Below are 24,104 nucleotides of genomic sequence, written 5' to 3'. Positions count from 1 at the left end.
GCGCGGACCGGCGCGGTCCCCCGCACCGGTCCGTCGCCTGCACGACCTCGACCTGCCGGGGCTCAGTCCCCGAGGTCTGCGATCTTCGTGAGCACGCCGCCGATGAAGGCCGGCGAATCGTCGGTCGAGAACTCCCGCGCGAGGCTCCGCGCCTCGCTGATCGCGACGGGCGCGTCGACGGCGTCGTTGTGCAGGATCTCCCAGGTCGCGATGCGCAGCAGGGCGCGATCGACGCCGGGCATGCGGTCGAGCTCCCAGCCGCGCGCATAGGTGCGGATGAGCTCGTCGATCTCCTCGGCGTGGGCAGCCACCCCGTCGACGATCTCGACCGCGTACTCCTTCATGGGATACGTGGGGTCGTCGGACCGCAGGGCGATGATCTCCCCGAGCGCGATGCCCCTGGCCTCGGACTCGAAGAGCAGCTCGAGCGCCCTGCGGCGCGCGCGTGTGCGGGCGCTCACTCCTTGACGCGACCCAGGTAGTCGCCCGTGCGGGTGTCGACGCGCACCTTCACGCCCTCGTCGAGGAACAGCGGCACCTGGATCTCGAGGCCGGTCTCGACGGTCGCGGGCTTCGTGCCGCCGGAGGAGCGGTCACCCTGGAGACCGGGCTCGGTGTGCGTGATGGTGAGCTCGACGGCCGGGGGCAGCTCGACGTACAGCGCGGTGCCCTCGTGGAAGGCGACCTGCACGTCCTGGTTCTCCAGCAGGTAGTTCGCGGCATCGCCCACGAGCGCCTCGGTGAGCGGGACCTGGTCGTAGTCCCGCGCGTCCATGAAGACGTAGTCCGTGCCGTCGTGGTACAGGTACTGCATGTCGCGGCGATCGACCGTGGCCGTCTCCACCTTGGTGCCCGCATTGAACGTCTTGTCGATGATCTTGCCGCTGAGCACGTTCTTGAGCTTGGTCCGCACGAAGGCGGGGCCCTTGCCCGGCTTGACGTGAAGGAACTCCTGGACCTGCCACAGCTGGCCTTCCAGGTTGAGAACCATTCCGTTCTTCAGGTCGTTCGTCGTTGCCACGTATGTGCGTCCTTCGTGTGGAGGATGAGGGTGTGCGAGGGTCGATTCTAGCGGATGCCCGGAGTCCTCGAGGAAACTCAGAGGGAGACCGGTCCGAGCGTCTGCACGGGTGCGGCCTCTCCGATCTCCTGGTAGGCCGCGAACAGGATCCCGTCGTCCGGGATCTCCGCGACGACGGGCGCCCCGACGCCGTCGAGGAGGACGAAGCGCAGGATGGTGCCGCGGGCCTTCTTGTCCCGCCGCATCGTCTCGAGCAGCTGCGGCCAGCGGTCGCCCCGGTAGCCCGTGGGCAGGCCCAGCTTGCCGAGGATCGCCCGGTGGCGGTCGACGACCTCGGCCGGCAGGGAGCGCATCACGGCGGAGAGCTCGGCGGCGAAGACCATGCCGACGGCCACAGCGGCCCCGTGGCGCCACTGGTAGCGCTCATTGCGCTCGATGGCATGGGCCAGCGTGTGGCCGTAGTTGAGGATCTCCCGCGCCCCGGACTCCCGGAAGTCGCCTGTGACGACACCGGCCTTGACCCGCACGGCGCGCTCGACGATCTCGGCGAGGACCTCCGAGGAGGGGTCGGCGATCTCCTCGAGCGGGTGCTCCTCCAGGAGGTCGAGGATGGCCGGATCCGCGATGAAGCCGCACTTCACGGCCTCGGCCAGGCCCGTGAGCAGCTCGTTCTGCGGCAGTGTGGCGAGCGTCTCCGTGTCGATGAGCACACCGGCGGGCGCGTGGAAGGCGCCCACGAGGTTCTTGCCCTCGGCGGTGTTGATCGCGGTCTTGCCGCCCACGGCCGCATCGACCATGCCGAGGACGGTCGTGGGCACATTCACATAGCGGATGCCGCGCAGCCAGGTCGCCGCGACGAAGCCCGCGAGATCGGTGACCGCACCCCCGCCCACGCCCACGATGGCGTCCGTCCGCGTGAAATCGGACTTCCCGAGGATCTCCCAGCAGAAGGAGGCCACCTGGACGTGCTTGGCCTCCTCCGCGTCCGGGATCTCCGCGCTGATCGCCTCGTAGCCGGCGGCGGAGAGCTCCTCGCGGACGACTTCGCCGGTCTGGCGCAGCGCCCGCGGGTGGACCACGAGCACCCGGTGGGCGCGCGGCCCCACGAGGCCCGCGAGCTCGCCCAGCAGACCGCGGCCGAGCACCACCTGCGTGCCCGCGCCGCCGCCGATCTCGAGCCTGCTGCGTACCGTCATGCGTCCTGTTCTCCTTCTTCCGTGTGCTCCGGTGCCTCCGCGCGGCCGTGCCGGCTGTGCGGGTCGTGCTGTTCGTCCGCGTGTGCGAACCGAGCGTACTCCTCCGCGCGCTGCAGGCCGGTGAGGACGTCGACGATCCGGTTCACGACCGTCGCCGGCGGGCCGTGCGAGGCCGCGACCGTCGCGGTCGCGAGCGCCTCGTACAGGGGCCTCCGCTCCTGGGTGAGCGCCCGCCAGCGCGTGAGCGGATCGGCCTCGCCTGCCAGCAGCGGGCGGTGGGAGCCGCCCAGGCGCGCGGCCGCCGTCTCCTCGTCGATCTCGATCCCGATCACCTTGACGGCGGGGTGGCGCAGCTGCGCCCGCGTCCCCGGGTTGAGGATCGCCCCGCCCCCGAGGGAGACGACGCCGGGGGTGTCGAGGAGCCGGCGGAGCGCCCGCCGGACGGCCTCGCGCTCGATCTCCCGGAAGCGCGCCTCGCCGCGGGCGGCGAAGATCTCACCGATGGGGCCGTGGGCTGCGACGATCTCGGCGTCCGTGTCGAAGAACGGGAGTCCGAGGCGCAGGGCGAGCAGCCTCCCGATCGTCGACTTCCCCGCCGCGGGGGGACCGATGAGCACGATCCTCGCGGCCGCGGCCGGCACCGGGTCGAGCGGCGGAGCAGGCCGGGGCACGGGCCGCTCTTCGGAGGTCATGGCGCATGCGTCCTTCATCCGATTCCGGGTCGGAGGGACGCGAGGTAGGAGTCGCGATTGCGCCGGACCTCGTCGACGGAGTCCCCGCCGAACTTCTCGAGGACGGCCTGTGCGACGACGAGCGCGACCATGCCCTCCGCGACGACCCCGGCCGCCGGCACGGCGCACACGTCCGAGCGCTGGTGGTGCGCTGTGGCGGCCTCGCCCGTCGCGGTGTCGACGGTCCGCAGCGCGCGGGGGACGGTCGCGATCGGCTTCATGCCCGCGCGCACGCGGAGCACGGTGCCGGTGGACATGCCGCCCTCGATGCCGCCGGCGCGGTCGCTCAGCCTGCGCACGCCGCCGGCGGCCGGCACCATCTCGTCGTGCGCGGCAGAACCGCGGCGGCGAGCGGTCTCGAAGCCGTCCCCGACCTCGACGCCCTTGATCGCCTGGATGCCCATGAGCGCACCGGCCAGTCTGCTGTCCAGGCGACGGTCGCCGTGGACGAAGGAGCCGAGCCCCGGCGGGAGGCCCCACACCGCGACCTCGACGACGCCGCCGAGCGTGTCGCCGGCCCTCTTCGCATCGTCGATCTCCGCGACCATGCGGGCCGAGAGCGCGGGGTCGAAGCAGCGCACGGGATCGGCATCGAGGGCGGCGACGTCCTCGGGGCCGGGCACCGCGGCGTCCCTCGCACCCTCGACGGGACCGATCGCGACGGTGTGGGAGACCACCCCGATGCCGAGCTCCGCGAGCAGCGACTGCGCGACGGCGCCGAGGGCGACCCGGGTCGCGGTCTCGCGCGCGCTCGCGCGCTCGAGGACGGGCCGGGCCTCGCCGAAGGCGTACTTCTGCATGCCCGCGAGGTCCGCGTGTCCCGGCCGGGGCCGCGTGAGGAGGGCGCCCCGGGCCGAGCCCGCGAGCGCCTCGGGGTCCACGGGGTCCGGGCTCATGACCGTCTCCCATTTGGGCCATTCCGTGTTGCCGATCTCGATGGCCACGGGGCCGCCGAGGGTCTCACCGTGGCGGATGCCGCCGAGGAGGCGGAGCTCGTCCGCCTCGAACTTCATCCGCGCACCGCGGCCGTAGCCGAGCCGCCGGCGGGCCAGCGCGGCCGCGATCCGCTCGCGGGTGATGGGGACATGGGCCGGGAGGCCCTCGAGGATTCCGACGAGCGCCTCACCGTGGGACTCGCCTGCAGTCAGCCAACGCAACATTCCACAGATACTACCGAAGGGCGGAGACCGCCAGCGGCACCGCCCACATGCCGAGGAGCAGGTGCGGGCCGAGCGCGAACCGGGTCGTGAGCGGCTGCCGGAGGAGCGCGGTGCGCACGCCCGCTTCGAGCAGCCCCGTGAGGTTCGCGGCCAGGAATGCGCCCACGGCCGTGAGCGGCGAGACGAGTCCCGCGACCGCGCCCACGCAGAACGCGACCTTGACGTCGCCGAGGCCGAGCGCCAGCCCGCGGCCCCGGCCGCCGGCGAGTGAGAGCAGCAGCAGGACCGCGCTGCCGGCCGCGCCCGTGAGCAGGGCGGTGAGGGCGGGTGACCCCGCGGAGGCAGGGGCGTCCAGGAGCGCCTGGGCGCCGAGGAGTGCGAGCGTGAGGCCCGACAGCGGGAGGACGATCCGGTCGGGCAGGCGGCGGATGCGCACGTCGACGACGGCGAGGACGGGAGCGGCCGCGGCCTGCGCACCGAGCGCGCAGGCGAGCAGGGGCGTCAGCGGCACCGGCCAGCAGGCCGCGGCGAACACGGCCAGGCACGGTCCCGCACAGAGCGCGAGCACCGGCAGCGACCGGTGCCGGCGGAGCAGGCGCATGCCCGCCTCGTCGGCGAGGAGCCACGGCAGGCGGAGGGCGAGCAGGCCGGAGACCGCAGCCGCGGTGAGCCCGGCCCACAGGAGGATCATGCGCGCTCTGCCAGCGCCGCCTCCATCGCGGCGAGGATGGCGGGCCGGGCGGCCTCGGCCGCGGCCGCGGACAGTCCCGCGAGCGCGGCGAACCGCACGTGCTGTGCGACGGCCTGGTGCAGGAGCATCCGGCTGCCGTCGACGACGCGGGCCCCGTGACCGGTGAGCGCCCTGTGCCAGGCGTGCGCCTCGGCGGCGTAGGCGGCATCGAAGACGACTGCCTCGATCCGGGCCGGCAGCGCGGCGGCGGCTGGGCCCATGACTCCCGCAGGCAGGGTCGAGAGGGTGAGGCCGCGCTCGCCGGGCACCCAGTCCGGCAGCTCGCACACCGTCGTCGTGAGCCCCACGGCCTCGGCGACGGACCGGGCCTCGCCCGCGCGGTTCCGGCTGCGGACGAAGAGGTTCGCGTGCACGCAGCCGAGCTCGGCCGCCGCGGCGAGGGCGGAGCCGGCCGTCGCGCCGCCGCCCAGGACGTCGACCTCGGCCCAGGCCTCGGTCTCCGCGGCCTCCCGCACCGCCGCGACGATGCCGCCGACGTCCGTGTTGAGCACCTCTCCGCCGTCCGGGGTGCGCAGCAGGGTGTTCGCCGCCCCCGTCGCCTCGACGGCGGGCGCGCGTCGCCACCCGCGCGCTGCGGCGAGCTCGGCGAGCCGGCGCTTGAGCGGCATGGTCGCAGAGAGCCCCCGCAGCCCGGGGTGCGCATCGAGATGCGGTGCGAGCTCCCCGGCGGTGAGCTCGCAGCGTCCGTAGGAGAAGTCACTCAGCCCGAGGGCCGCTGCCGCCGCGCGGTGCAGCAGCGGCGAGAGCGAATGCGCGACGGGACTGCCCGCGACCGCGAACTCAGCCATCCGCCCCCTCCTCGGGGTTCGCGCTGCGGTGGTTCCGCAGCCACTCCTGGTACTCGACGACGTTGTCCTGGTGCTCGGCGTAGGTCTCGGCGAACTTCGTCTCCCCGGTGTCCGGATCGACCGCGACGAAGTACTGCCAGTCGCCCTCGGCGGGATCCTGCACCGCATCGACCGTCTCCCGGCCCGGGGAGTTGATGGGGCCCGGCGGCAGGCCGGGATGCCTGTAGGTGTTGTACGGGTCCTCGCTCGCCCGCTCCTCGGCCGTGGTCGAGAGGTCCGCCCGGGCGCCGTGGATGTAGGCGACCGTCGCATCGGACTGGATGAGGCCGTCGGTCTCCGAATCCTCCCCGATCCGGTTGAGGAACACCCGCGCGACCTTCCGGCGCACCTCCGGGTCCCCCGGCGCCTCCACCTCGACGAGGCTCGCGAGCGTGAGCAGCTCGTTGACCTCGTCGGGCTCGATGCCGAGCTCGGTGATCTCCGCGGCGGTCCGGTCGACCATCTCCTGCACGACGGACTCCGCGGTCGCACCGGGGCCGACCTCGTAGGTGGCCGGGAACAGATAGCCCTCGAGCGAGGGCGCCTCGACCTCGAGCCCGTAGTCGGCCGGCGTCCTGCCCTCGAGCGCGGCGGTCACCGCGTCCGGGTCCATCCCCGATTCGACCATGCGGGCCTCGATGTCGGACAGCCGCATCCCCTCGGGGATCTGCACCTGCGGGGACGTCGCGGGGTTGAGCATCGCCTCGACGGCGGCCTCCGAGCTCATGTGCCGCCGCAGCGTGTAGGAGCGGGCCTGGAATGAGGCCTCCCGCCGCTCCGCCTCCCTGATGAAGGGCCGCGAGGACATGATGACCTCCTCCTCCACCAGCTGGTTCGCGATCTGGGTGAGCGAGGAGCCGGGCAGGACCTCCACGACGGTCTCCTCGCCGCCTTCACCCTCGTAGTCCGAGTCCCGGCCGAGCACCTCCGAGATCGCCCCGCCCGTCACGGTCACGGCGATCGCTCCCCCGCCCAGCAGCAGCACGAGCGCGGACACGATGATGGTGACGGTCCGCCGCCGGCGCCGCATCATCCGCCGTCGGCGCGCGCTGCGCTCCGACCGGGTGAGGCCGGCCTCCGTTCCGAGGTCTTCCATCGAATGCATGGTGAGAGCTCCTAGTGCTCAGGGAAGCGGCGTCCCGGCGGGCTGCCCGCTGCCCTTCTCCGCGTCGAGCGCCGACTGGAGGATGAGGACGGCGGCGACCGAGTCGACGATCTCCCGCCGCTGCTTCGAGCTCCGCCCGGCCGAGGCCAGCACGCCGTGCGCCTGCACCGTCGTGAAGCGCTCGTCCACGAGGCGGATGGGCACGTCCGTGCGTGCGGCCAGGGCCCGGAGGAACTCCCCTGCGTGGTCCACGGCGGCGCGGTCGGCGCCGTCGAGCGAGGTCGGCCGTCCGGCGATGAGCTCGAGGGGCTCGTGCTCGGCGATGAGGGCCGAGAGCGCGTCGAGCGCCGGTCCGTCGCCGTCCTTCCGCCGCACGGTCGCGAGCGGGGTCGCGAGGATCCCGTCGGGATCGCAGGCGGCGACCCCGATGCGGACGCTGCCGACATCGAGCGCGAGCCTGCGGCCCCGGCGGAATCCGCTCATCGCCTGCCCACCGCCGCGGCGACGGCGGCGAGGGCCTCTGCGATCTTCGTCGCGTCCTGTCCGCCGCCCTGGGCGAGGTCCGGCTTGCCACCGCCCCCGCCGCCCAGCACGCCGCAGGCCTCCTTCACGAGATCCCCGGCCCGCAGGCCGTTCTCCCGCGCGGCCGGGTTCACCGCGATCACGATGCTCGGCTTGCCGTTCACGGTGCCGGCCGCGGCCACGACGGCTGCGGCCTCGCCCATGCGCTCGCGGACGTCGGTGACGAAGGTGCGGACGTCCCCGGCATCGGCCAGCGTGCCGAGGTCCGTCGTCGTCACCGCCGTGCCTGCGATCTCCCGTGCGGAGTCCGCGGCACCCGCGGCCGCCGCGAGCACGCGCTGCCGCCCGAGGTCCGCGATCGTCCGCTCGGCCTCGCGCAGCCGCTCCATGAGGGAGGCCACGCGCTCGGGCACGTCCGCGCCCGGGACCTTGAGCAGCTCGGACAGCGACTGCAGGATCGTCCGCTCCTTCGCGAGCCCGCGGAAGGCCTCGAGGCCCACCGAGGCCTCGATCCGGCGGGTGCCGGAGCCGACGGAGGCCTCGGAGAGGACGGAGATCGGCCCGATCTGCGCCGTCGAGGCCACGTGCGTGCCGCCGCACAGCTCACGGGAGAACGGTCCGCCGATGTCGACGACCCGCACGATCTCCGGGTACTTCTCGCCGAACAGCGCGAGCGCGCCCGAGGCCCGGGCGGTCTCCAGCGGGAGGTGCTCGTAGCTCACGGCGAGGTCGTCGCGGACCGCGATGTTCGCCGCGTCCTCGATCTCCGCGCGCGCGGCCGCGCTCAGCGCCTCCGGGAAGGCGTAGTCGAAGCGCATGTAGCCGGGCTGGTTGAGCGAGCCCGCCTGCACCGCGTGCGGGCCCAGCACGGTCCGCAGCGCCGAATGGACGAGGTGGGTGGCCGAATGCGCCTGCGCCGAGGCCAGCCGGTGGCCCGCGTCGACCTGCGCGAGGACGTCCGCGCCGGGAGCGAGCTCACCGGAGACGATCTCGACGCGGTGGGCCGAGAGCCCCTTGACGGGGGCCTGGACGTCGAGGACGCGGGCGGTGAAGCCGTCGCCGGTGATGACGCCCGAGTCCGCGCGCTGACCGCCGGACTCCGCGTAGAACGGGGTGACGTCGAGGACGAGGTCGAGGGTGTCGCCGGGCAGTGCGCGCTCCACCGCCGCGCCCTCCCGCACGAGCCCGCGCACCCGGGCCTCGGAGCTGAGCGCGTCGTAGCCGATGAATTCGGTGCGGCCGGACTCGAGCAGCTGCGAGTATGCGCTGAGGTCCCTCGCCCCGCCCTTCTTCGCCTTCGCGTCCGCGCGGGCGCGCTCGCGCTGTGCGCCCATGAGCACGCGGAAGCCCTCGGCGTCGACCTCGACGCCGTGCTCGGCGGCCATCTCCAGCGTGAGGTCGATGGGGAAGCCGTGCGTGTCGTGCAGGGCGAAGGCGATGTCGCCGGTGAGGGTGCCGCCCTCCCCGGCCCGCTCCACCGCCGCATTCAGCAGCTGCGTGCCGGACTCCAGCGTGCGCAGGAAGGCGGTCTCCTCGGCATAGGCCACCCGCGAGATCCGGTCGAAATCGCGTTCGAGCTCGGGATACGAGTCCTTCATGACGCCCATCGACACCGGCAGCAGCTCCGGGAGCACCGGCTCGGTCACGCCCAGCAGGCGCATCGCGCGCACGGCGCGCCGGAGCAGACGGCGCAGGATGTAGTCGCGGCCCTCGTTGCCGGGCCGGACCCCGTCGCCGATGATGATGAGGGCGGCGCGCACGTGGTCGGCGACGACGCGCATGCGGACGTCGTCCTCGTGCTCGGCGCCGTAGCGCCTGCCGGACAGCCGGCTCGCGGCCTCGATGACGGGGTAGACCTCGTCGATCTCGTACATGTTCTCGACGCCCTGCTTGAGGAAGGCGACGCGCTCGAGGCCCATGCCGGTGTCGATGTTCTTGGCCGGCAGCTCGCCTGCGACGTCGAAGTCCGTCTTGGAGCGGACGGCGGAGAGCTCGAACTCCATGAACACGAGGTTCCAGATCTCGATGTAGCGGTCCTCGTCGGCCTCCGGCCCGCCCTCAGTGCCGTAGGCGGGCCCGCGGTCGAAGTAGATCTCGGAGCAGTAGCCGCCGGGTCCCGGTTGGCCGGTGTGCCAATAGTTGTCCTCGCTGCCGCGGAACTGGATGCGCTCACGCGGCAGGCTCGTCTCCTGCAGCCACAGGTCGACGGTCTCCGCGTCCTCGTGGTGGACGGTCGCCCACAGCCGCTCGGGGTCGAAGCCCAGACCGCCGGCCTCCTCGGGGGTCGTCAGCAGTTCCCAGGCGAAGCGGATGGCCCCGGCCTTGAAGTAGTCGCCGAAGGAGAAGTTGCCGTTCATCTGGAAGAAGGTGCCGTGACGGGTGGTCTTGCCGACCTCGTCGATGTCCTCCGTGCGCACGCACTTCTGCACGCTCGTCGCCCGCTCGAACGGCGCCGGCTCGCGTCCCGTGAGGTAGGGGATGAACTGCACCATCCCGGCGATGTTGAAGAGAATCGACGGGTCGTCGCTGATGACGCTCGCCGAGGGGACCACGGCGTGGCCCTTCGCCTCGAAGAATTCGAGCCAGCGCCGCCGGATCTCTGCTGTCCTCATATGACTGATGCCGTCCTCGTCTGCAGGTGGGGAGAAGCTTCTGCGGCCCGCCGGACCGCCGCCTCACAGTGTAGACGACGGTGAATCGGACACGGGCCGCCTCGCACCCCTGGGAGATGCGAGGCGGCCCGTGCGCCGCGAGCTGGGATCAGCGGGAGTAGTGCTCGACGACCAGCTGGACGTCGGCGGTGACGGGCACCTCTTCGCGCTTGGGCTTCCGCACCAGCGTCGACTGCAGCGCGTCGAGCTGCACGTTGAGGTAGCCGGGCGTCGCCGGCAGCACATCGCGGTGGCCGCCGGCCGCGGCGATCTGGAAGGGCTCCGTCTGCGCGGACTTCTCGTGCACGTGGATCATCTGGCCCTCCTTGACCTTGAAGGAGGGACGGTCGACGCGCTTGCCGTCGACCATGATGTGGCGGTGCACGACGAGCTGACGGGCCTGGGCCATCGTGCGGGCGAAGCCGGAGCGGAGGACGAGGGCGTCGAGGCGGACCTCGAGCAGCTCGACGAGGTTCTCACCGGTCAGGCCCGGGAGGCGCTTGGCCTCCTTGTAGGCGGCCAGCATCTGCGCCTCGCGGATGCCGTACTGCGCGCGCAGCCGCTGCTTCTCCTTGAGGCGGACCGAGTAGTCCGAGTCGTTGCGGCGGCGTGCGCGGCCGTGCTCGCCCGGCGGGTAGGGGCGGCGCTCGAAGTACTTCTCGGCCTTGGGGGTCAGCGGGATGCCGAGCGCGCGCGAGAGGCGCACGGTGCGGCGATGACGTGCGGGAGCAGTCATGTTCATGCCTTTCGTTCGTGTCTTCTGTCCGGGCCGGTGCGACTCGGCCGGGTTCCGGACCGCTGTTTCCCCCTGTCCGGGAAAGAGGGGCGGGACCGCGAGTCCGGTTCCGCCCGACCGCCTCCTTGAGTGCGAGGCACAGCAACGCAAAAGCCTACCACGCCGCTCAGGCCGAGGGCGGCTCACCCGTGCGCAGGCGCCGGAGTGTGCGCAGCCTCTCCTCCATCCGCGCCTCGGCCCCGTTGCCGGTGGGCGCGTAGTACCGCCGGTCCGCGAGCGGATCGGGCAGGTACTGCTGCGGGGAGACGGAGAAGGGCCAGTCGTGCGAGTACCGGTAGCCCTCGCCGTGGCCGAGGGCCTTCGCACCCGGATAGTGCGCATCGCGCAGGTGCATGGGCACCTGGCCCGCGTGCCCGGCCCGGACATCGGCGATCGCCTCGTCCAGCGCGTGATAGGAGGCGTTCGACTTCGGGGCCGTCGCGAGGTAGACGACGGCCTCGGCGAGCGGGATCCGGCCCTCGGGCATGCCGATCCGCTCGACGGCCTGGTGCGCGCTCACCGCGACCGCGAGCGCCTGCGGGTCCGCCATGCCGATGTCCTCCGCCGCGGAGATGACGACGCGGCGGCAGATGAAGCGCGGGTCCTCGCCGGCGACGATCATCCGCGCGAGGTAGTGGAGCGCGGCGTCCGGATCGGAGCCGCGGATCGACTTGATGAAGGCGGAGACGACGTCGTAGTGCTGATCTCCGTTGCGGTCATAGCGGAGCACCGCCTCCGAAGCCGCCTCGGAGACGTCCTCGACCTGCACCGGGAGCGCGGCGGCCTCGGCTTCATCCCCCTCATCCCCCTCATCCGCGTCCTCCGCGGCGCCGGCCCGCGCCCGGGCGATGCCGCAGGCGGCCTCGAGGATCGTGAGCGAGCGCCGGGCGTCCGCACCGGCGACCCGCACCGCCATCTCGCGGGCCTCGTCGGTGAGCGCGAACTCGCCGGCCAGGCCGCGGGGATCGGAGGCCGCGCGGTCGAGCAGCGCGGCGATCGCGGCATCGTCGAGCGGCCTGAGCGTGAGCAGCAGGGACCGGGAGAGCAGGGGGGAGATGACGGAGAAGCTCGGGTTCTCCGTCGTCGCGGCCACGAGGACGACGAGCCGGTTCTCCACCGCGGGCAGGAGCGCATCCTGCTGGGCCTTGGAGAACCGGTGGATCTCGTCGAGGAACAGGACCGTCGTCTGCCCGTACATCTCGCGCGCCCGGCGGGCGTTCTCGATGACGGTGCGCACGTCCTTGACGCCCGCCGTGATCGCAGAGAGCTCGACGAAGGCACGGCCCTCCGCATGCGAGATCACGTGCGCGAGCGTCGTCTTGCCCACGCCCGGCGGCCCCCACAGGATCACCGAGGCCGGGCCCGTCCGCGAGCCGGAGCCGGCCTCGACGAGCTGCCGCAGCGGCGAGCCGGGGAAGGTGAGGTGCTCCTGTCCCACGACCTCGTCGAGGCTGCGCGGCCGCATGCGGACGGCCAGCGGGTCGAGTGCCCGGCCCGCCTCCGGGGAGTCCGCGAAGAGGTCAGCGCTCAGAGGTCAGTCCTCCTCGTCCTCGGTGTGGTCGACCCCGGCCTCGGCTCGCTGCGCCGCCGTGATGGGGGCCGGCGCCTCGGTGAGCGGATCGTAGCCGCCGCCGGACTTGGGGAAGGCGATCACCTCGCGGATCGAGTCCGCACCGGCCAGCAGGGAGACGATCCGGTCCCAACCGAAGGCGATGCCGCCGTGCGGCGGGGCGCCGTACTTGAAGGCCTCGAGCAGGAAGCCGAACTTCTCCGCGGCCTCCTCCTGCGAGATGCCCATGACCTCGAACACGCGCTCCTGCACCGCCCGGTCGTGGATGCGGATGGAGCCGCCGCCGATCTCGTTGCCGTTGCACACGATGTCGTAGGCATAGGCCAGCGCCTGCCCGGGATCCTGGTCGAAGGTGTCGAGGAACTCGGGCTTGGGCGAGGTGAAGGCGTGGTGGACGGCGGTCCACGAGCCCGCACCCACGGCCACGTCGCCGGAGGCCTCGGCCGCGGCCGCGGATTCGAAGAGCGGGGCGTCGACGACCCAGACGAAGGACCACGAGGCGGGGTCGTAGAGCTCCTCGCGGGTCGCGATCTCCTTGCGGGCCGCTCCCAGCAGGGCGCGCGCGGGGCCCGGCTCATCGGCGGCGAAGAAGACGGCATCGCCGGGACGGGCGCCGGCCGCGGCGGCGAGCCCGGCGCGCTCGGCCTCGGAGATGTTCTTCGCGACGGGACCGGTGAGCTCTCCGTCGGGCTGGACGAGCACATAGGCCAGGCCCTTCGCACCCCGCTGCTTCGCCCACTCCTGCCAGCCGTCGAGCTGGCGGCGGGGCAGCTTGGCGCCGCCGGGGTAGACGACCGCGCCCACATGGGGGGACCGGAAGACGCGGAAGGGGGTCTCGGAGAAGAACTCCGTGAGATCCACGAGCTCGAGGCCGAAGCGCAGGTCCGGCTTGTCCGAGCCGTACTTCTCCATCGCCTCGCGGTAGGTGATGCGGTCGAAGGGGCCGCTCAGCTCGATGCCGATGAGCTGCCAGAGGGCGCTGAGGATCTCCTCGGCGAGGCCGATGACATCGTCCTGCTCGACGAAGCTCGCCTCGATGTCGAGCTGGGTGAACTCCGGCTGGCGGTCGGCGCGGAAGTCCTCGTCGCGGTAGCAGCGGGCGATCTGGTAGTAGCGCTCGAGGCCGCCCACCTGGAGCAGCTGCTTGAACAGCTGCGGGGACTGGGGCAGCGCGTACCAGGAGCCGGGCCTGAGGCGGGCTGGGACGAGGAAGTCGCGCGCGCCCTCGGGCGTGGAGCGGGTGAGCGTGGGCGTCTCGACCTCGACGAAGTCGTGCGCCTCGAGCACCTTGCGGGCCTCGCGGTTGACCGCCGAGCGCAGCCGGATCGTCTTCGCCGGGCCCGAGCGGCGCAGATCGAGGTAGCGGTAGCGCAGGCGGGTCTCCTCGCCCACCTGGCCCGCGTCCTCCGCGTGGTCGGAGACCTGGAAGGGCAGCGCCTCGGCCTGCGACAGCAGCGTGACATCGGTGTCGACGACCTCGATCTCGCCCGTCGGCAGCGCCGGATTCGCATTGCCCGCCGGCCGCAGGGCCACCGTGCCGGTGACGGAGACGACCGACTCGTTCTTCAGCTGGTCGGCGACCTGTTCGCGGACGACCACCTGGACGATGCCCGAGGCGTCGCGCAGGTCGATGAAGGCCACTCCCCCGTGATCGCGCCTCCGGTCGACCCAGCCCGCGAGCGTGATCGTCGTACCTGCATCTGCACCGCGCAGTTCTCCGGCCTGGTGGGTTCGCAACACGTGGAGGGCTCCTCGGGGGGATATGGGGAAAAGAATCAGGTCCATGATAGTCCTAGACGCATGCGCGATGAGGAGGACCTGCCCACTTCGGCCCAGGTGGAGGTGGCCGCCGAGACCTTCCGCATGCTGTCCTCGGCCACCCGCCTGCTCATCGTGCGCATCCTCGTCGACGACGAGCACGACGTCTCCTCGCTCGCGGCGCTGGCCGATGTGAGCGTCCAGGCCGTCTCGCAGCACCTCGCGAAGCTGCGCCTGGCCGGGCTCGTGAGCTCGCGGCGCGAGGGCCGCAGGATCATCTACACGGTCGACGACCCCCATGTCGTGACGATGGTCGAGGAGATCTTCGACCACATCGCCCCGGACGGCTCGCTCGCGCCGGACCCCGTCGAACGGCGCCCGCAGCGGAGCTGAGCCGGCCGATCCGGCTCAGCTCCCGGACGGGCTCAGTCCCCGGACCGGCTCAGTCCCCGGCGGGGGCGAGCTGCTCCACGCGCGGCCACACGTCCTCGGCCGGCGGGGTCCACACCTGCGGGTCCGCGCTCACCTGCGCACCCGAGCGGATGTCCTTGACCTCATGGCCGGACTCCCCGTCCGGGAACCACACGAAGGGGATCCCGCGGCGGTCGGCGAAGCGGATCTGCCGGCCGAACTTCGCCGCCGCCGGGGCGACGTCGGCCGGGATGCCGCGGGCGCGCAGGGCCTCGGCCACGGCATCGGAGGCGGGCCGGTCCTCCTCCGTCGAGACCGCGACGAGCACGGCGGTGGGCACCGGCCGCGTCGCCTCGACCATGCGCGAGGCTCCCACGAGCCGGGACATGAGGCGGGAGACGCCCAGCGACATGCCCACGCCGGGGTAGGTGCGCTTCCCGGTGCTCGCCAGCGCGTCGTAGCGCCCGCCGGAGGCCACCGAGCCCAGGCCCTCGTGGCCGATGAGCTGGGTCTCGTAGACGGCGCCGGTGTAGTAGTCGAGCCCGCGGGCGATCTTCAGCTGCGCCCACACCGTCCCGGGCGCGCGCCGGTGCGCGGCCTCGAGCAGGCGCACGAGCGAGGCGAGGCCCTCCTCGAGCAGGGGGTGGGTCACGCCGAGCGCGCGCACCTCGTCAGCGAAGGAGGCGTCCGGGCTCTCGATCCGGGCGAGCGCGAGGCAGAGCTCCTGCTGGCGCGCATCGGCACCGGCCTCGGCGGCGAGCAGGGCTGCGACCTTCTCCTCGCCGATCTTGTCGAGCTTGTCGATCGCCCGGAGCACGGCCGGGACGTCCGTGAGCCCGGCCCCGCGGGCGAAGCCCTCGATGAGGCGCCGGTCGTTGGCGAGGATGCGCACCGGCGGCACGCCGAGCTCCGACAGGCGGTCGAAGGCCTGTGCCATGACGAGCGGCACCTCGACCTCGAAGTGGTCGGCGAGCTCGTCCTCGCCCACGACGTCGATATCGGCCTGGATGAATTCGCGGAAGCGGCCGTCCTGGGGGCGCTCGCCGCGCCACACGGGCTGGATCTGGTAGCGCTTGAAGGGGAAGGCGAGCTGCCCGGCGTTCTCGACCACATAGCGGGCGAACGGCACCGTGAGGTCGAAGTGCAGGCCGAGGGGGCTCTTCGCGTCCGAGCCGTCCCCGTGCAGCCGGGAGACGGCGAAGACCTCCTTGTCGATCTCGCCGTCCTTCGCGAGCGCGGCGATGGGCTCCATCGCACGGGTGTGGACGGCCGCGAAGCCGTTGAGCTCGAAGGTGTGCTTGAGCAGGTCGATGACCCGCTCCTCGACGATGCGGTCTGCGGGCAGCCATTCCGGGAAGCCGGACAGCGATGCGGCACGTGCCATGGAAGCGATACTCCTGATCGGGGTCTGTCAGAGGAAGGGGTTGGCCGCGAGCTCGTGCGAGAGCCGCGTGGCCGGACCGTGTCCCGGCAGCACGGGGGTGTCCGGCAGCGTGCGGAGGGCTGCGAGCGTGCGGGCCATCGCGGCGGGATCGCCTCCCGGCAGATCGGTCCTGCCCACGCTGCCGGCGAAGAGGACGTCGCCGCTCACGAGCACGGCGGACTCGCCCTCGCCGGCCCGCGGGTCCTCGACGGTGAAGAGGGTCGATCCCTCGGTGTGGCCGGGGGCGGCGCGGGCCGTGAGCGTGAGTCCGGCGCACTCGAGCACGTCCCCGTCGTCGACGGGGCGCACCGCGGGTGCGGCCCAGTCCTGCGTCAGGGGCTCGAGCGCCCGGGCGAACTGCGCGGAGACGCCGGCGGCGGGGTCCGCGAGCCGGTGGACATCGGCGCGGCCCAGGTGGACCGGCAGGTCCTCCCCGCACGCGCGCAGGAGGTTCGGCAGGCCCAGCACATGATCGGCGTGGCCGTGCGTGAGGACGACGGCGACGGGCCGCCAGCCGCGCTCGGCCAGCAGCGCGGCCATGTCCGCGCCGCAGTCCCAGCCGGCGTCGACGAGCACGCACTCGGCACCCGGCTCCCCCGCACCCGCGGCCAGCGCGTAGCAGTTGACCTCGAGCAGGGATGCGCGCACACCGGTGATCTCCATGCGCACCAGTGTAATGACCTACCGATATGCTGGGACCCGGCCCGGGTCAGCCGCTCACGTCTGCGCGCAGGTCCGGGCAGCGATGACGCCGACCCCCCGAGGTACACGATGAGCACCAGCCCGCAGCCGCCCAAGCCCGGACCCGTCCCCGGCCCCGCGCCGAGCGTCGTCCGCCCGGCTGCTCCCGCCCCCGCGGGGCCCGCCGCCGGAGACCGCGAGGCCGCGCTCGCGGAGGCGCTCGCCCACGGCCGCGCGGACGAGTCCGGCCGCGTCTTCCTCCGCACCGCCTCCGGTGAGCGCGAGGTGGGCCAGTACCCGGACGCCTCGCCGGAGGAGGCCCTGCGCTACTTCGCCGGCAAGCACCTCGACCTCGTCGAGCAGATCGCCCTGCTCGAGGCCCGCCTCGAGTCCGGGGCGGATGCCGCCGATGTGGGCGCCTCCGCCCGCGCCCGCCGCGAGGAGCTCGCCGAGGCCAATGTCGTCGGCGACGTCGACGCCCTCGCAGCCCGGACCGACGCACTCATCGCCGCGGCCGGGACCGCCGCCGCGGAGCAGGCCTCGGCCCGTGCGGCACAGCTCGAGGAGGGCCGTCGCCTGCGCACCGCCGTGGTCGTCGAGGCCGAGGAGATCGCCGGCCAGGACCCCGCCCGCACGCAGTGGAAGCAGTCCGCGGCCCGGATGCGGGAGCTGTTCGAGATGTGGAAGTCCGTGCAGTCCGGCTACCCGCGCCTGCCGCGGGCCGAGGACCGCGCACTGTGGGGCCGCTTCTCCGCGGCCCGTGCGGAGTTCGACAGGGGCCGCCGCGCGCACTTCTCCGAGCTCGATGCGCGCTCCGCCGAGGGCCGCCGGATCAAGGAGAAGCTCATCGCCCGCGCGGAGGAGCTCTCCTCCTCGACCCAGTGGCGCGAGACGGCCGCGAAGTACCGCGAGCTCATGGACGAGTGGAAGGCTGCCCCGCGCGCCGGGCGCAAGCACGACGATGCGCTGTGGGCGCGGTTCCGCGCCGCGCAGGACGTGTTCTTCGACGCGCGCACGGCGGAGAACGAGCGGATCGACGCCGGCTACCGCGAGAACCTCGTCGCCAAGGAGGCGCTGCTGGCCGAGGCCCGCGGGCTCCTGCCGGTGAAGGACCTCGAGCGCACCAAGGCGGCGCTGCGCGGCCTCCAGGAGCGCTGGGAGGACGCCGGCCGCGTGCCGCGGGCGGACGTCTCCCGCATGGAGGGGGGACTGCGCGAGGTCGAGCGCGCCGTCGCCGAGGCCGAGGAAGCCGCGTGGAAGCGCTCGAACCCCGAGCACCGCGCGCGGGCGACGGGCATGCTCGCCCAGCTGGAGGACGGCCTGGCCGAGCTGCGCACGCGGCTCGAGAGTGCCGAGGCCGCCGGCGATGCCCGGGCGGCGTCGCGGGTGCGCGAGGAGCTTGCCACCAAGCAGGCCTGGTACGACCAGCTCGCGCGCTCGGCGGAGGACCTCGGCTGAGCACCGCTGTCCACAGATCGGCCGGACCCCCTTGCGGGGCCGGCCGATCCGCACGAGTGTGGGTTCATGGACCTCCTCCACCGGGCCGGTGAGCCCCTCCCCCGCACGGGGCTGCTGGCGCTCGAACGCGACGGCCTCCTCGACCGCCTCACCGAGACGGTGTGGGTGCCGGCGGGCACCGTGCCCGATCCCGTGCTCCGGGCCTCGGCCCTCGATCCCCCGCCGCGGCCCGTGTTCGCGCACTCGCACAGGAGCGCGGCCTGGATCTGGTGGGGCTCCCGGACGGGGCGGGCCCCCGAGCCGGGCGAGTACACGACGACGGTCCGCCGGCGCGTCCGCGGCGGCCGGAGCGCGCACATCGTCTACGAGCGGGACGTCCCGCCGTCCGAGCGCATGCGCCTGGCCGGACGCTGGGTGACCTCACCCGAGCGGACGCTGTTCGACCTCCTGCGGCTGTGCCATGACGCGGATGCGCCCCTGCGGACTGCGGCCGAGCGCCTCGAGCGCGTGCCCGCCGGCGACCGTCACACCTTCGTGCGCTGGCTCGACGGCGCCCGCAGGCGCCCCTATGCCGCCCTCGTCCGCGAGCTCGCGCTCACGGTCTTCGCGCAGGGCCCCGCAGCCGGGGGCGCTCAGCCGCTCACGCGGTAGACGTCGAAGACCCCGTCGACCTTCCGCACCGCCGCGAGCACGGAGTCGAGGTGGCTGCCGTCGCTCATCTCGAACACGAAGCGCGACTGCGCCACCCGGGCGCGCGAGGTCGCGACGGAGGCCGAGAGGATGTTCACATGGGTCTCCGAGAGCACCCGCGTGATGTCCGAGAGCAGGCCCGCGCGGTCGAGCGCCTCGACCTGGATGTTCACGAGATAGGTGCCCTGTGTGCTGCCCGTCCACTCGACCTCGACGAACCGCTCCGGCTCCGCGCGCATCGAGCCCAGATTGGTGCAGTCGCTGCGGTGCACGCTCACCCCCTGTCCGCGCGTGACGAACCCCACGATCGCGTCACCCGGCACCGGGGTGCAGCACCGCGCGAGCTTGATGAGGAGGCCGTCGGAGCCCTTCACCCGCACGCCGTCGGCGGACGAGTGGTGTCCGCTCGAGCGCCCCGTCCGGTTGGACGGCCGCAGCGGCACCTCCTCGGCCTCCTCCGGCTCGATCTCCTTCGCCAGCAGGTCGACGACGTGTGCGGCCGAGCTCGTGCCGTTGCCGATCGCGGCGTACAGCGAGGACACATCGGGCAGGTTGAGCTCCTCGGCCACGCGCACGAGGCCGGCCGCGCTCATGAGGGTCTCCGCCGACAGCCGGTGGCGTTTGATCGCCCGGGCCAGCAGCTGGCGGCCGGACTCGATCGCCTCCTCCCGGCGCTCCTTCGAGAACCACTGCCGGATCTTGTTCTTCGCGCGAGCGGACTTCACGAAGCTCAGCCAGTCACGGCTGGGTCCTGCGGTCTCGTCCTTCGAGGTGAACACCTCGACGACATCGCCGTTGTTCAGCTCCGATTCGAGGGCGACGAGGCGGCCGTTGACGCGCGCGCCCATCGTGCGATGGCCCACCTCGGTGTGCACGCTGTACGCGAAGTCGACGGGAGTGGCTCCCGCGGGCAGGGAGACGATGTCGCCCTTCGGGGTGAAGACGTAGACCTCCTTCGAGTTCACCTCGAAGCGGAGGCTGTCGAGGAACTCGTCGGGATCCGTGACCTCCTTCTGCCAGTCGAGCAGCTGCCGCAGCCATGTCACGTCGTCGACGGCGCCGGTGTCGCCCACCTTGGCCGTGCGCCCGCCGGCCGCGCGCGCCGCCGGCCGGTCCTTGTACTTCCAGTGCGCGGCCACGCCGTACTCCGCGCGCCGGTGCATCTCTCGCGTGCGGATCTGGATCTCGACGGGGCGGCCGTAGGGACCGATCACGGTGGTGTGCAGGCTCTGGTACATGTTGAACTTGGGCATCGCGATGTAGTCCTTGAACCGGCCGGCCACCGGAGACCACTTCGCATGGACGATGCCGAGCGCGCCGTAGCACTCGCGCACCGTGTCCACGAGGACGCGCACGCCCACGAGGTCGTAGATGTCCGCGAACTCGTGGCCGCGGACGACCATCTTCTGGTAGATCGAGTAGTAGTGCTTGGGCCGGCCCGAGATCGTCGCGTCGATCTGCGATTCGCTCAGCCCCTCGCCGAGCTCCTTCGACACGATCCCGAGGTACTTCTCCCGCTCGGGGGTGCGCTCGGCCACGAGGCGGACGATCTCCTCGTACACCTTGGGGTACAGGACCTGGAAGGAGAGGTCCTCGAGCTCCCATTTGATCGTGTTCATGCCGAGGCGGTGGGCCAGCGGCGCGAAGATCTCCAGCGTCTCCTTGGCCTTCTTCGAGCTCGAGGAGGCCGCCACGTACTTCCACGTGCGCGCATTGTGCAGCCGGTCCGCGAGCTTGATGACGAGGACGCGGATGTCCCGGCTCATCGCGACGATCATCTTGCGGACGGTCTCGGACTGCGCCGCGGCCCCGTACTCGATCTTGTCGAGCTTCGTGACGCCGTCGACCATGACGGCGATCTCCTCGCCGAAGTCCTCCCTCAGCTGTGCGAGCGAGTAGTCCGTGTCCTCGACGGTGTCGTGGAGGAGGGCCGCGGCCAGCGTGGTCGGGTCCATCCCGATCTCGGCGAGGATCGTCGCGACCGCGACGGGATGCGTGATGTAGGGGTCCCCGGATTTGCGCATCTGCCCCGTGTGGGCGCCCTCCGCCGTGCGGTAGGCCCGCACCACGAGCTGCGTGTCGCTGCCCGGGTGCGCGGCCTCGAGCGCCTGCAGCAGGGGCCCGAGCGCCTTGGGGCGGGACGGGTCCTGCTGGGACCGCGCGGTCCAGAACGCCAGCCGCCCGATCCCTCTGCGCCTGGAGGTCTCATCGACCTGTGCCACGACCGTCCTCCTCGTCCCTCGGCGGTGCCTGAGCACTCATGCTATGCCACGCACACCCCCGAGAGGCAATGGGATCAGCGGCCGGCGCTCACCGGCGCCTCGCTCATGAGGACCGGCGGGCGGTCCGGGAGGCCCTTCTCCTTCCGGCGGGCGATGACGGCGGCCTCCTGCTCGCGCACCGCAGGCTCCCGCGAGCGGAGCGCGGCGTAGAGGGGGGCGGCGACGAACAGCGTCGACAGGCCCGCGACGATCTGTCCGATGAACAGCGACAGCGAGATGTCGACGAGCGTGCCCGCGCCCAGCATGAACACGCCGATGAAGAGGATCGCGCCGATGGGCAGGGCGGAGATCATCGAGGTGTTGATCGAGCGCACCGTCGTCTGGTTGACGCCGAGGTTCACGAGCTCCGAGAACGTCATGTGCACGTTGTCGCGGAAGCCGGCGGTGTTCTCCCGGATCTTGTCGAACACCACGACGGTGTCGTAGATCGAGAAGCTCAGCACCGTGAGGAAGCCGATGATCGCCGCGGGCGTGACCTCGAATCCGGTGGCCGAGTAGATCCCGATCGTGATGAGCATGACGGCGGCCACGCCCACGATCGCGGCGATCGACATCTTCCAGGTGCGGAAGTAGACGGCCATGACGACCATCGCGAGCGCCACGAAGATCACGAGCGCGCGCACCATCTTCTCCGTGACGTCCTGGCCCCACTGCGGGCCCACGAAGGTCGAGGTGATGTCCTCATCGGCGACGGGATAGGCCTCGAGGAGGGCCTGCCGGGCCGTGTACACCTCGTCGTCGCTGAGCTGATCGCTCGTGATCTGCACCGAGGTGTCGGAGGAGGCGACGGCGGTGACGTTCGCGTTGCCCACCGCCTCGACGACGGCCTGCTCCCCCACGGCGGAATCGGCGGAGCTGAGGTTGTCCACCTGGAACTGCGAACCGCCCGTGAAGGCGATGCCCAGGTTGAAGCCGATGACGAGCGGCAGCGCGACCGACAGCGCGCACAGCACCGCGGAGATGCTGAGCCACGTGCGTCGGCGCGGCACGAACGGGATCGAGGTCTCACCGCTGTGCAGGCGATTGCCCCACGACAGGAATCTCTTCATCGCGTCTCGTCCTCCTGCTCGGTGCCCTGCTGCTCGGCGGTCTGCTGTTCGGCTGCCTCGTCCGCGGACTGCGCCGCCGCGCGCGCCTCCTCGGCCTTGCGCTGGGCGAGACTGCGCCTGCCGGTGCCGGTCCCACTGCCGGTGCGCGCGGCTTCTGCGGCGGCCGTGCGCTTGTCGACCTGTGCCTGTCTCCGCTTGGCCTCGCGGTACGAGCCGCCCTTCTTCCCGCCGGCCTCCCGGGCCCGCTCGAGGTCGAGGTTGAGCGCACCGCGGTACGCCGCCTGGCTCACCCCCAGCTGACGGGGGTCCATGCCGGACATCCGATGCCCCTCTCCGAAGAACCGGGTGCGGGCGAGCACCTGCATGACCGGATGCGTGAAGAGGATGAAGATGAGGATGTCGACGATGACAGTGAGGCCGAGCGTGAACGCGAAGCCGCGGACGCTGCCCACGGAGAGCACGTAGAGGATGATCGCGCCGAGCATGTTCACGCCCTTGGAGGCGAAGATCGTCCGCTTGGCCCGGTCCCAGCCGATCTCCACAGCCGAGGTCAGGCGCCGGCCGCCGCGCAGCTCGTCCCTGATGCGCTCGAAGTAGACGATGAACGAGTCCGCCGTCGCGACGAGGCCGACGATCAGGCCGGCCACTCCTGCGAGCGAGAGGCGGTAGCCGTAGCGCCAGGTCACGAGCAGCAGCAGCAGATAGGTGATGACGCCTGCGACGACGAGGGAGGAGATCGTCACGAGCCCCAGCACGCGGTACTGCGCGAGCGAGTAGATGATGACGAGGACGAGGCCGATGCCGCCGGCGATGAGCCCCTTCTGGAGCTGATCGGCGCCGAGGGTGGGCGAGACCTGCTCCTCGCTCTGCACCGTGAAGCTGATGGGCAGCGCGCCGTTCTTCAGCTGGTTCGCCATCGTCTCCGCCGATTCCAGCGTGAAGTTGCCCGTGATCTCGGCGTTGCCGTCGCTGATGTAGGCGTTCGAGGCCGGTGCGGAGATGACGAGGCCGTCGAGCACCATCGCGAACTGGTCGTACGGCTGCTGCTGGCCGGTGATCGCCCGGGTCATGTCCGCGAAGACCTCGGTGCCCTCCCCGTCGAAGGAGAGGTTGACCGCCACCTGGTTCGTCTGGACGCCCTGCACGTTCGTGGAGAAGCCGAAGGTCGCATCGTCGACGTGCGAGCCGTCGAGCTCGAGCGGGCCGAGGATGTACTTGGCCTGGCCGTCCTGCTGGCAGGCGACCATGAAGCCGTCGGGATCGCCGGCGTCCCCGCCGGTGCGGTTGGCCGGGTCCGTGCAGTCGAGCGCCGCGTAGGCCTCCATGATCTCCGCCGACTGCCAGTCCGTGTTCGTCATGGGGTCGAAGCGGGGAGTTCCCTCGGAGAAGCCGGAGCCGTCCTCGGCGGGCGCGCTCTCCTCCTCGGCGGGAGCCTCCTCCTCGGTCGCCGGGGCCTCCTCGGCGGGCGCCTCCCCGCCTGCCGGCTGCGCGACAGTGCCGCCGCCCTCGGCCGGCGCCTCCTCGCCCTCGGCGGGCTGCTCGTCGCCGAGCAGGTCCTCGAGGCGCTGGCGCTCCTCCTCGCTGAGGTCGCCGAGGGGGTCCTCCTCCGCACCGTCGGCGCCCTCCTGGGCCGAGGCCGGCTCGGGAGCGCCCGCGAAGGCCACCCGCCGGAAGCCCAGCTGCGCGGAGGAGCGCACGAGCTCGCGGGTCTCCTCATCGGGATTGCCGGGCAGGCTCACCACGATGTTGCGGTCGCCCTGCGTGGAGATCTCGGCCTCGCTCACGCCCGTCGAGTCCACCCGCTGGCGGATGGTGGCGACGGCCTGGTTGAGCTGTTCGCTCGTCACCTGCGAGCTGTCCTCGACCTCGGCCTCGAGGATGATCGAGGTGCCGCCCTCGAGATCGAGCGCGAGCTTGGGTGCCCATGTGGCGGAGGACCAGATCGCACCGCCGCCCACGAGGAGGACGAGTGCGCCGATGACGATGCCCAGCCAGGTGAAGCGCAGGCCTGGGCGCGGTTGGGACGAGGGTGCGGACACGGCT

At 72.2% G+C, this 24,104-nt stretch carries 21 protein-coding genes; 3 read left to right on the top strand and 18 right to left on the bottom strand.

Translation table 11 applies throughout. The features are described 5' to 3' along the window. Positions 1–62: 62 nt before the first annotated feature. From nusB to aspS, 13 genes are all read right to left on the bottom strand, one after another. Positions 63–461, bottom strand: a complete 399-nt coding sequence (nusB, locus tag K318_RS0107935) for a transcription antitermination factor NusB (RefSeq protein WP_029089094.1) — start codon at positions 459–461, stop codon at positions 63–65. Further along, entirely contained in the window at positions 458–1,021 is a 564-nt protein-coding gene (gene efp / locus K318_RS0107930; RefSeq protein ID WP_029089093.1) for an elongation factor P, read from the bottom strand. Before efp ends, nusB begins: the two co-directional genes overlap by 4 nt. A 77-nt stretch (positions 1,022–1,098) precedes the next feature. Continuing rightward, positions 1,099–2,217 carry a 3-dehydroquinate synthase gene (gene aroB / locus K318_RS0107925; RefSeq protein WP_029089092.1) on the bottom strand — a complete coding sequence of 373 codons (1,119 nt, stop codon included), beginning with the start codon at positions 2,215–2,217 and terminating at the stop codon, positions 1,099–1,101. Then, entirely contained in the window at positions 2,214–2,909 is a 696-nt protein-coding gene (locus tag K318_RS20290; RefSeq protein ID WP_084499866.1) for a shikimate kinase, read from the bottom strand. The genes aroB and K318_RS20290 overlap by 4 nt, the downstream gene beginning before the upstream one ends. Before the next feature lie 14 nt (positions 2,910–2,923). Further along, positions 2,924–4,108, bottom strand: coding sequence for a chorismate synthase (aroC, locus tag K318_RS0107915; RefSeq protein WP_029089091.1), 1,185 nt, complete (start codon positions 4,106–4,108; stop codon positions 2,924–2,926). A 10-nt stretch (positions 4,109–4,118) separates the two neighbouring features. Beyond that, entirely contained in the window at positions 4,119–4,799 is a 681-nt protein-coding gene (locus K318_RS23630; protein ID WP_051297702.1) for a prepilin peptidase, read from the bottom strand. Next, positions 4,796–5,647, bottom strand: coding sequence for a hypothetical protein (locus tag K318_RS20280; protein ID WP_035281132.1), 852 nt, complete (start codon positions 5,645–5,647; stop codon positions 4,796–4,798). The genes K318_RS23630 and K318_RS20280 overlap by 4 nt, the downstream gene beginning before the upstream one ends. Beyond that, positions 5,640–6,782: an endolytic transglycosylase MltG gene (mltG, locus tag K318_RS0107900; protein WP_245579811.1), complete on the bottom strand. Its 1,143-nt coding sequence runs from the start codon at positions 6,780–6,782 to the stop codon at positions 5,640–5,642. The genes K318_RS20280 and mltG overlap by 8 nt, the downstream gene beginning before the upstream one ends. Before the next feature lie 27 nt (positions 6,783–6,809). After that, a complete protein-coding gene (ruvX, locus tag K318_RS0107895; RefSeq protein ID WP_029089089.1) occupies positions 6,810–7,274 on the bottom strand; it encodes a Holliday junction resolvase RuvX in 465 nt (154 codons plus the stop codon). Next, positions 7,271–9,925 carry an alanine--tRNA ligase gene (alaS, locus tag K318_RS0107890; RefSeq protein WP_029089088.1) on the bottom strand — a complete coding sequence of 885 codons (2,655 nt, stop codon included), beginning with the start codon at positions 9,923–9,925 and terminating at the stop codon, positions 7,271–7,273. Before alaS ends, ruvX begins: the two co-directional genes overlap by 4 nt. A gap of 148 nt (positions 9,926–10,073) precedes the next feature. Then, a complete protein-coding gene (gene rpsD / locus K318_RS0107885; protein WP_029089087.1) occupies positions 10,074–10,700 on the bottom strand; it encodes a 30S ribosomal protein S4 in 627 nt (208 codons plus the stop codon). A 166-nt stretch (positions 10,701–10,866) separates the two neighbouring features. After that, positions 10,867–12,204 carry a replication-associated recombination protein A gene (locus K318_RS0107880; RefSeq protein ID WP_084499864.1) on the bottom strand — a complete coding sequence of 446 codons (1,338 nt, stop codon included), beginning with the start codon at positions 12,202–12,204 and terminating at the stop codon, positions 10,867–10,869. 69 nt (positions 12,205–12,273) lie between these two features. Further along, entirely contained in the window at positions 12,274–14,049 is a 1,776-nt protein-coding gene (gene aspS, locus K318_RS0107875; protein ID WP_029089085.1) for an aspartate--tRNA ligase, read from the bottom strand. Between the two features lie 60 nt (positions 14,050–14,109). On the opposite strand from aspS, the gene K318_RS0107870 reads away from it, so the two are divergent. Beyond that, positions 14,110–14,460, top strand: a complete 351-nt coding sequence (locus K318_RS0107870; protein WP_029089084.1) for an ArsR/SmtB family transcription factor — start codon at positions 14,110–14,112, stop codon at positions 14,458–14,460. A gap of 49 nt (positions 14,461–14,509) precedes the next feature. Here the strand turns inward: K318_RS0107870 and hisS are convergent, their stop codons facing one another. Continuing rightward, entirely contained in the window at positions 14,510–15,862 is a 1,353-nt protein-coding gene (gene hisS, locus K318_RS0107865) for a histidine--tRNA ligase (protein WP_029089083.1), read from the bottom strand. A 27-nt stretch (positions 15,863–15,889) separates the two neighbouring features. Next, entirely contained in the window at positions 15,890–16,564 is a 675-nt protein-coding gene (locus K318_RS0107860; protein WP_029089082.1) for an MBL fold metallo-hydrolase, read from the bottom strand. A gap of 108 nt (positions 16,565–16,672) precedes the next feature. Between K318_RS0107860 and K318_RS0107855 the strand changes: the two genes are divergently transcribed. Both K318_RS0107855 and K318_RS0107850 read left to right on the top strand, forming a co-directional pair. Further along, positions 16,673–18,040 (top strand): DUF349 domain-containing protein, encoded by a 1,368-nt coding sequence (locus K318_RS0107855; protein ID WP_029089081.1) that lies wholly within the window; start codon positions 16,673–16,675, stop codon positions 18,038–18,040. A gap of 66 nt (positions 18,041–18,106) precedes the next feature. Continuing rightward, positions 18,107–18,691, top strand: coding sequence for a hypothetical protein (locus K318_RS0107850; protein ID WP_029089080.1), 585 nt, complete (start codon positions 18,107–18,109; stop codon positions 18,689–18,691). On the opposite strand, the gene K318_RS0107845 is transcribed toward K318_RS0107850, so the two are convergent. The 3 genes from K318_RS0107845 to secD all read right to left on the bottom strand — a co-directional run bounded on the left by K318_RS0107845 (position 18,673) and on the right by secD (position 24,100). Beyond that, entirely contained in the window at positions 18,673–20,952 is a 2,280-nt protein-coding gene (locus tag K318_RS0107845; protein ID WP_029089079.1) for a RelA/SpoT family protein, read from the bottom strand. The two genes, K318_RS0107850 and K318_RS0107845, sit on opposite strands and share 19 nt — an antisense overlap. Positions 20,953–21,026: 74 nt before the next feature. Next, positions 21,027–22,061: a protein translocase subunit SecF gene (gene secF, locus K318_RS0107840; protein WP_029089078.1), complete on the bottom strand. Its 1,035-nt coding sequence runs from the start codon at positions 22,059–22,061 to the stop codon at positions 21,027–21,029. Beyond that, a complete protein-coding gene (gene secD / locus K318_RS0107835) occupies positions 22,058–24,100 on the bottom strand; it encodes a protein translocase subunit SecD (protein WP_029089077.1) in 2,043 nt (680 codons plus the stop codon). Before secD ends, secF begins: the two co-directional genes overlap by 4 nt. Positions 24,101–24,104 lie beyond the last annotated feature (4 nt).

Origin of the sequence: Brevibacterium album DSM 18261, from assembly GCF_000426445.1 — a bacterium.
Classification (GTDB): domain Bacteria; phylum Actinomycetota; class Actinomycetes; order Actinomycetales; family Brevibacteriaceae; genus Brevibacterium; species Brevibacterium album.
The sequence above is the reverse complement of the archived record's forward strand: the minus strand, read 5'-3'. Positions and strand labels throughout refer to the sequence as shown.

Excerpts from the sequence above, each read along its gene's own strand:
- aroB (WP_029089092.1), bottom strand. The coding sequence starts at position 2,217 with ATGACGGTACGCAGCAGGCTCGAGATCGGCGGCGGCGCGGGCACGCAG.
- K318_RS20290 (WP_084499866.1), bottom strand. The coding sequence starts at position 2,909 with ATGACCTCCGAAGAGCGGCCCGTGCCCCGGCCTGCTCCGCCGCTCGAC.
- aroC (WP_029089091.1), bottom strand. The coding sequence starts at position 4,108 with ATGTTGCGTTGGCTGACTGCAGGCGAGTCCCACGGTGAGGCGCTCGTC.
- K318_RS23630 (WP_051297702.1), bottom strand. The coding sequence starts at position 4,799 with ATGATCCTCCTGTGGGCCGGGCTCACCGCGGCTGCGGTCTCCGGCCTG.
- K318_RS20280 (WP_035281132.1), bottom strand. The coding sequence starts at position 5,647 with ATGGCTGAGTTCGCGGTCGCGGGCAGTCCCGTCGCGCATTCGCTCTCG.
- mltG (WP_245579811.1), bottom strand. The coding sequence starts at position 6,782 with ATGGAAGACCTCGGAACGGAGGCCGGCCTCACCCGGTCGGAGCGCAGC.
- ruvX (WP_029089089.1), bottom strand. The coding sequence starts at position 7,274 with ATGAGCGGATTCCGCCGGGGCCGCAGGCTCGCGCTCGATGTCGGCAGC.
- alaS (WP_029089088.1), bottom strand. The coding sequence starts at position 9,925 with ATGAGGACAGCAGAGATCCGGCGGCGCTGGCTCGAATTCTTCGAGGCG.
- rpsD (WP_029089087.1), bottom strand. The coding sequence starts at position 10,700 with ATGACTGCTCCCGCACGTCATCGCCGCACCGTGCGCCTCTCGCGCGCG.
- K318_RS0107880 (WP_084499864.1), bottom strand. The coding sequence starts at position 12,204 with ATGCGGCCGCGCAGCCTCGACGAGGTCGTGGGACAGGAGCACCTCACC.
- K318_RS0107870 (WP_029089084.1), top strand. The coding sequence starts at position 14,110 with ATGCGCGATGAGGAGGACCTGCCCACTTCGGCCCAGGTGGAGGTGGCC.
- hisS (WP_029089083.1), bottom strand. The coding sequence starts at position 15,862 with ATGGCACGTGCCGCATCGCTGTCCGGCTTCCCGGAATGGCTGCCCGCA.
- K318_RS0107860 (WP_029089082.1), bottom strand. The coding sequence starts at position 16,564 with ATGGAGATCACCGGTGTGCGCGCATCCCTGCTCGAGGTCAACTGCTAC.
- K318_RS0107855 (WP_029089081.1), top strand. The coding sequence starts at position 16,673 with ATGAGCACCAGCCCGCAGCCGCCCAAGCCCGGACCCGTCCCCGGCCCC.
- K318_RS0107850 (WP_029089080.1), top strand. The coding sequence starts at position 18,107 with ATGGACCTCCTCCACCGGGCCGGTGAGCCCCTCCCCCGCACGGGGCTG.
- secF (WP_029089078.1), bottom strand. The coding sequence starts at position 22,061 with ATGAAGAGATTCCTGTCGTGGGGCAATCGCCTGCACAGCGGTGAGACC.